The organism is Salipiger sp. PrR003 (assembly GCF_010500785.1).
GTDB lineage: Bacteria > Pseudomonadota > Alphaproteobacteria > Rhodobacterales > Rhodobacteraceae > Salipiger > Salipiger pacificus_A.
This window is the reverse complement of sequence record NZ_JAAGOV010000097.1, coordinates 1-6,944: the sequence shown is the minus strand read 5'-3', so window position 1 is coordinate 6,944 and position 6,944 is coordinate 1. Positions and strand designations below refer to the sequence as shown.

At 63.6% G+C, this 6,944-nt stretch carries 6 protein-coding genes; all 6 read right to left on the bottom strand.

Going from position 1 to position 6,944, the window contains the following annotated elements; all coding sequences use genetic code 11:
• Window positions 1-356: 356 nt before the first annotated feature.
• Window positions 357-1,226: a MurR/RpiR family transcriptional regulator gene (locus G0D83_RS28205; RefSeq protein ID WP_164197818.1), complete on the bottom strand. Its 870-nt coding sequence runs from the start codon at window positions 1,224-1,226 to the stop codon at window positions 357-359.
• Window positions 1,227-1,281: 55 nt separating this feature from the next.
• Window positions 1,282-2,304 carry an ABC transporter ATP-binding protein gene (locus G0D83_RS28200; RefSeq protein ID WP_164197817.1) on the bottom strand — a complete coding sequence of 341 codons (1,023 nt, stop codon included), beginning with the start codon at window positions 2,302-2,304 and terminating at the stop codon, window positions 1,282-1,284.
• Window positions 2,301-3,068: a glycerophosphodiester phosphodiesterase family protein gene (locus G0D83_RS28195; protein ID WP_164197816.1), complete on the bottom strand. Its 768-nt coding sequence runs from the start codon at window positions 3,066-3,068 to the stop codon at window positions 2,301-2,303. The genes G0D83_RS28200 and G0D83_RS28195 overlap by 4 nt, the downstream gene beginning before the upstream one ends.
• A gap of 35 nt (window positions 3,069-3,103) precedes the next feature.
• Window positions 3,104-3,928, bottom strand: a complete 825-nt coding sequence (locus tag G0D83_RS28190; RefSeq protein ID WP_164197815.1) for a carbohydrate ABC transporter permease — start codon at window positions 3,926-3,928, stop codon at window positions 3,104-3,106.
• Entirely contained in the window at window positions 3,918-4,787 is an 870-nt protein-coding gene (locus tag G0D83_RS28185; RefSeq protein WP_164197814.1) for a carbohydrate ABC transporter permease, read from the bottom strand. Before G0D83_RS28185 ends, G0D83_RS28190 begins: the two co-directional genes overlap by 11 nt.
• A 90-nt stretch (window positions 4,788-4,877) precedes the next feature.
• Window positions 4,878-6,137, bottom strand: coding sequence for an ABC transporter substrate-binding protein (locus G0D83_RS28180; protein WP_164197813.1), 1,260 nt, complete (start codon window positions 6,135-6,137; stop codon window positions 4,878-4,880).
• Between the last annotated feature and the right edge of the window lie 807 nt (window positions 6,138-6,944).

Sequence of the window (6,944 nt, the reverse complement as noted above, 5' to 3'; positions counted from 1 at the left end):
TGATCGGAAAAGCGCGGAGTGCGGTTCATTCTCGAACGGTCGGACCGGGCACCCTGCCGCGAGAGCGGCTTAGTCCAAGTCCGCACTTGATGAGTTCAGCGCCCGGTTGGCGAACGGCGAGATTTCTCGAACTGGGCGTCGATACTGACCGCAGTGATCGGCTTCGTCCTCGAGCCCGTGTCTAACCTTCTGAGCCCAAACGGCTGCTTTAGGCTCGCCGCGGCGTGGCTGGCTGCCGTCGGGGAATATCCGCATTCGTGCAGATCTCCTGACAGTAGGCTGTACAGAATGAAGCACATCCGTACGCTTGCGCGAAAACCGCTATTTCTTTTGTAATCTCGCCGCGAAATCGCCGTTCAATACGGCGCCAGCCGCTCGCGCATGTCGCGGAATTCGGCCAGCGCGCGCATCGTGCGGCCGTCGTCGATGGTCGCCAGGTCGAGGATTACCGTGTTCGTCACCGTCATCGGCACCACTAGGCTTTGCGACTCGCCCGCCTCCCCGCGCGACACCGCGATGTGGTGGACGGGGGACGGTTGCAGTGCGGCGTCGCGCTTATCGGTCAGCGCCAGCGTCGTCGCGCCGCGCGCGGCGGCGACCTGCATGATCCGCGCAACCGCCGCCGGTAGCTTGCGGAAGTTGATCAGCCATACAACGTCGTCGCCGGTCATTCCTGCGACGTGTTCCAGCCACTGGTGCTGCATCAGCGACAGGTCGACCGCGTCATACCCAGACCGGCGCAAGCGCAGCGCGACGAGGTGGCACAGCGTGGCGGCGTGACTTTGCCCGAACATGAAAATTCGCCGCGCGCCCAGCAGCGCCTCGGAAAAGCCGCGGATGTCGGCATCGGTCACGCTGGCGCGCAGGGTTTCCAGCGCCGTGATCTCGCTGTCCAGAACCGAGGCCAGAAGCCCGCCGTCGCCCGCCTTGGCCAACCGGGCGGCGATGCGGGCAGTGGGATCCTCAAACTCGCCGTTGCCTTCGATCAGCCGCTGCTGAAGGAAAGCCCTGAACTCCGGGTAGCCCTTGAACCCCAGCCGCCGTGCCAGCCTCACCGCGGAGGCGGGATGCACCCCGGCGCGAAAGCTCACCTCTTTGCCGTTCTCCATCGCAGCGCGGATCGGATCGCGGACCATCACGTCAAGAATGCGAGTGTCGGCCTCGGTCAACTGGTCCGAGTGGCGGGTGATGAGGTCGTCCAAGAACGCGGTGTCGTGGTTTTGCATCGGCAGGGATGATCTCTTTAAGGGGCCTTGTCGTCCGGCCCAGCAGCGCGCCGCTTCAGACGCGCGCGCCGCTTTGCATGTCGAACAGGTGCGCGGCGGCTACGTCGTATTCCAGCCAGATTCGGTCACCGGGGGCGGGCAACTCCTGCCCACGGTGGGCAATGGCGGACATGACACCCGACTGCGTCTGGCAATGCAACACGACCTCTGCTCCGGTCATCTCTGTCAGGGTCAGCCGGGCCTCGATCGACGCGGAGCCCGGTTTTTTGCGATGCAGCCGCAGCGTGTCGGGGCGCAGGCCCACCTCGACTCCGCTCCTCCCGGTCCAGCCTGTGACCGCGTCGGAGGTGACGAAGTTCATCTTCGGCGTTCCAAGGAAAGACGCAACGAAGCGGTTCGACGGGCGGTCGTAGATCGCAGCCGGTGTGTCGAACTGCTGCAGGTAGCCGTCCTTCATCACCGCGATCCGGTCGGCAAGGGAGAGTGCCTCTGTCTGGTCGTGGGTCACGAAGACGATGGTGGCGCCTAGCCGCTGATGGATCGTCTTGATTTCGGTTCGCATCGCGTTGCGTAGGGCGTTGTCGAGGTTCGACAGCGGCTCGTCCATAAGGAAGGTCGAGGTGTCGCGCGCCATCGCGCGGCCCATCGCCACCCGCTGCCGTTGGCCGCCAGACAGCGCGCCGGGCTTCCGGTCGAGGTAGGGTGTCAGTTGAAGCGTCTCGGCCACCTCACGGGCGCGGGCCTCGCGCGTCTTGCGGGGGACCTTGCGCAATTCCAGCCCGAAGGCGATGTTTTCCAGCACTGACATGTGCGGGTACAGCGCGTAGTTCTGAAAGATCATCGCGATATTGCGGTCCTGCGGCGGGAGTTCGTTCGCGCGGCGACCGTCAATGACGATCTCGCCGTCCTCGCAGCGTTCCAGCCCGGCGATCAGGCGTAACAGGGTGGACTTGCCGCAGCCCGAGGGGCCGACGATGACGACGAATTCGCCGTCGCCGATGTCGAGGTCGACACCATGCAGGACCCGAGGGCCATTGGAATAGCTTTTGCGGATGTCGCGAAGGGTGATTGAGCTCATGATGCCGTCTCCATGTAGAATGCGTCGCGGCGGGCAATGGCAAGGCTGGGGCGGTCGGTGGTGAACACCTTGGCGCCCAGCTGCAGAGCGTGGTCGATCTGCGATGTGGTATGTGCGGCCCAGCAGCCGAACTCGAGCCCCTCGCCACGAATGTGATCGCGCAACGTTTCCGTAGCGGTGTCGACGTTGATGCCGATCTCGGGGATGCCGTGCGCCTTTGCCAGGTGCGCTACGGCGCTGGCGCCAAGCTGGGCCAGGACCGGCGGGCTGACCAACCAAAGCAAAGGCCGGTCGGTGACATCGCGCAGTTCGTCGAGGGTTGGCACGAGGAACGATGTGAAGCCGGTTTTCGCCAGCATCCCGCAGCGTTCAATCTCGGCCACGACGCGGTGGGCGAAATCGGCATAAGCCATGCCGCCCGGTCCCGGTTTGATCTCACAGCGCAGCCTGACGCGGCTGTCCCTGTAGATATCGCACAGCTCGGCGAGCGAGATCGGGTGCTGCCCGCCGGAATAGTCGATGACGGCGGCGCGTACCGCCGCCTCGGGCAGATCGCGGATTGCGCCCGTGCGGTCGGTGGTGCGGTCCAGCGTGGCATCATGGTGTACCATGATCGCGCCGTCCGCGGTGGGATGGACGTCGAACTCGACCTCGTCCACGGCCATCGCTGCAGTGGTGCGAAAGCCGCGCGGCGTGCTGTCGCCGAATTCCAGCGCGCCACCCCGGTGCGAGGCGATACGGGTGAAAGAAGGGAGATCAGTCATTGTGGTGTCTTCTTGTTGGTGTTCCGGGGTCGCGCTCATTTCACCGCTCCCATCGTGATGCCTCGCACGAGGTGGCGTTCGACGAGGACGAAGCCAAGCAAGACCGGCAGGATGGTGATCGTCGATGCCGCCATGACCAGCGGCCAATCGATCACGTCCTCGCCCGGATTTACGCGGTACAGCCGCGCCAGCCCGATTTGCAGCGTGAAAAGGTCGCTTTCGCTGATCGCGACCAGCGGCCAAATGTAGTTGTTCCACTCGGCGATGAACAATTGCAGCCCCATCGAGAAGATCGCCGGCTTCGAGATCGGTACGATCACCCGCCACAGCACTTTCAGTGGCGTTGCGCCGTCCATGTATGCCGCCTCGTCAAGCGCGCGGGGGATTCCGCGGATGTACTGGCGCAGGAAGAAGGCGGCGAAGCCCGACGAGATCGCAGGCAGGATAAGGCCCGCGTAGCTGTCCAGCATCCCGGCGCGCGCCAGTGTCAGATAGTTCGGGATCAGCGTGATGTGGCTGGGGATCATCAGCGTCGCCACCACCGCACTGAACATCAGGTTGCCACCCCGGAATTCGAACCGGGCAAAGGCGAAGGCGGCCATCGTGGCAAACGAGATTCCAAGCAGCGTCACGATCCCCGACACGATCACCGAGTTCAGCAGGTAGCGGGCGAAATTGTACTGACCGACCGCCACTTCGTAGTTGCGGAGCGTGAAGTCGACTCCGCCGGAGTAATAGGCATCCGATGTCTGGAAGCTCATCCAAATGGAATATAGCACCGGCGACAGGAAGATGACGGCGGCCAGCAGCGTGAGGCCATTGATAATCCAAAGGGCACGGGCGGACGTTTCACGAGTCATAGTGGACCCTCCGGCCGATCACGCGAGCCTTCAGCAAGGCCAGCGCAATCAGGAAGATGAATAGCAGCACGGCCAACGCAGACCCGGTGCCAATGTCGAACAGGGAAAAGCCGACGCGGTACAGCATGTTGACGATCATGTCCGTGGCGCCCGCGGGCCCGCCGCGCGTCATCACGTCGACGATGGTGAACACTTGGAATGCGTCGATCACCGAGATCACCAGCAGGAAATACGTGGTCGGCATCACGAGCGGGAAGGTCACGCGCCGGAACACATGGAACCGGCGCCCGCCGTCCACCGCCGCTGCGTCGTAGTATTCCATAGAGATCGCCTGAAGCCCGGCGGTGTAGATGATGACGTCATAGCCAAGCTGCTTCCACGTGTTCACGAAGATGATGACGTACAGCGCAAGCTGCGGGTCCTGCATCCACGGCACTTTGTCGAAGCCGAGCAGGGCAATGAACCCATTGATCGCACCGTAATCGGTCGAGAACACCCAGCTAAACACCACCGCGATCGACACTGTGGAGGTGACGGCGGGCAGGAAGATCGCGCCGCGCGTGATGCGGGACACCGCCGTCTCGCGGATCAGGAAGGATGCCACCGCCAGTGCCAGCGCGAGCCGCAGCGGCACCGAGATCAGCGCGAAGACCGCTGTGACCTTCAGTGAATTCCAGAAATCGCGCGAGGTCAGCAGAAGCCGATAGTTGTCGAGCCCGACCCACGGCTTGGTCGGCGACATAAAATCCCACTCGCGGAACGACAGGTTCACGCTTTGCAGGATCGGGATGTAGGTGAAGACTGCCATGAAGCCGAGAAGCGGCAGCACGAACAGATACGGGGTCAGTTTGCGAAGCATGTGGGGAAAAGTGCCTTGGGCGCGGGGACCACGGGACCGGACGGGCAAGAGGCCCCGTAGCGGGGCCCCTCACCGGTAATTCTGCCGGGCTTACTGGCCCATGCGGTCTGCTTCGGTGCGGGTGCGCTCGGCGAAGTCGGCAAGCGTGTCCTCGACCTCTCGCTGACCCAGCGCCATCGCCTGCCACATGTCGTACTCGGTGGCGCGCATCCATGTCACGACCGGCGGGCGCGGACGGCCGCGGGCGACTTCAAGCTGCTCGATCGACACGCGGATGCCCGGCTCGTTCTCGAGCGTCTCGGCCGCCAGCGGCTGCTCGGCGGTGTTGCGGTTGATCGGCATATAGCCGGTGCCCGCAAACCAGATTGCGTTCGATTCCGCCGATGCGGCGAAGCTGATGAAGTCATAGGCCGCGTCCTGCACCTCCGCGTCCGCCGTCGACAGGATGCCGATGCCGGCCCCGCCGATCGGTGCGGCGCAGACCTTGTTACAGGGCAGCGGGCGCACGATCAGATCATCGCCCAGCGACGCCTTGGACTGGCGGTAATTGCCGGTCGAATTCAGCATGATCCCGACATTGCCTGCGAAGAATGCGTCGCGGCCGGTCTTCTCGTCGGTCACGTTGTCGGCCGAGGCGACGCCGTGGTCATGCACCAGCGACGCCATCCATTCATAGGCCTCGACGGTGTTCGGCGCGTCGATCAGGATCTCGCCCGACACGCTGTCGATCAGGTCGCTGTCATTATCCATGATCAAGCCCCAGCGCGCGAACTGGCCGGGCGCCGCGATGCCATAGATGCCTTCGTCGCCCAACTTTGCCTGGATCTGCTGCGCGGCGGCGAGGATCTCGTCATAGGTGGTCAGCGGCGTGTCCTCAGAAAGGCCGGCGCGCTCGAAGATGTCCTTGTTGACATAGGTCACCGGGGTCGAGCTGTTGAAGGGCACGATATAGTTCTTGCCTTCGTAGACGCCGACCTCGCGGGCGAAGTCGAACAGTTCGTCCTTCAGCGGATCGGCTTCCAGGTAATCGGTCAGGTCCATCAGCACGCCGCGGTCGGCGAACAGGCCGTAGCGGGTGACTTCCATGATGACGGCATCGGGGCCACGGCCAGCGGGGATGGCGGCTTGCAGGCGGGCGACGATGTCATTGTAGTTGCCGACATGCTCGGCTTCGATGGTGATGCCGGGGTTGGCTTCTTCGAAGTTGGCGATGATCTCGGCCAGCGCGTCGCCCGACGAGCCACCGAAGCTGTGCCAGAATTCGACGGTGACCTCTGCAGCCGCAATTGAGGTTGAGCTAAGCAGGCCAGCGAGGCCCAGCCCGGCGATACGGGTAAGTTTTCTGTCCATGGGGACCACCTTTTTGCAATTCTGGTTGCACGTTGTTTCGGTGGTCGGGATAGCTGCGGTATGTGACGGAAAATCGAACGATACGTTAAGGTTTATTGACGGATCACTGGCTTCTTAGGGGTCGCGAGCTTTGAGCGACCGATGTTCGGCGGTTTGTGATTGCAGCGGAGGGGTAATCGAAAGTTCGGTTCGTGCAATGAGACTTGCAGATCTCCATGCGCCGGTTCGCCCCGACTATCTCCCGCTCTGGGGCGTCCTGGCGGCTGCGGTGCAGTATCGCAATTGCGCGAAAAGCGCCTGATATGATCCGGACTCAGGCACGTCGGAGGAGGCAGGTATGGGCAGCTTGGTCCGCTCTGGACCCGTCCGTCGGCCGTGCGGCGCGCGTCAGCAAAACACAGCCGGCATGGCTGCATGGTGTGCCAAGGTTTTCATCCCCAGTTGCAGTGGGCAGCCCTGTGGATAGAAACCCCCTTGGCCCTTCCTGCCTTGGCTGGGACCTAGTCTGCCCAAAAATCAGGCGTTGTGCTTTCGAAGGCCTTCCAAGGGTAGCTCAGCATCGCTGCCCAAGGACCCCTTGACTCCTCCCGCCCCGCCTTCGGCCGGGCATCAAGCCAGACCTTCCCACAAGTCGGCTCGCCATCCTTCGCGATATGGCTGCGCGTCCCGCTCGCCGCCTGCAAGGCCCGCCCCGTCCCCTCGGCCGGGGGCAGGCTGGAAAGCTCTGGCAGATTGATCAGAGGAGAGTCGCGCGGGGCGCGCGCCTCGCGTGGGGCCGAAGGGCAGGGCAGGGGTTCGACGGGCTGC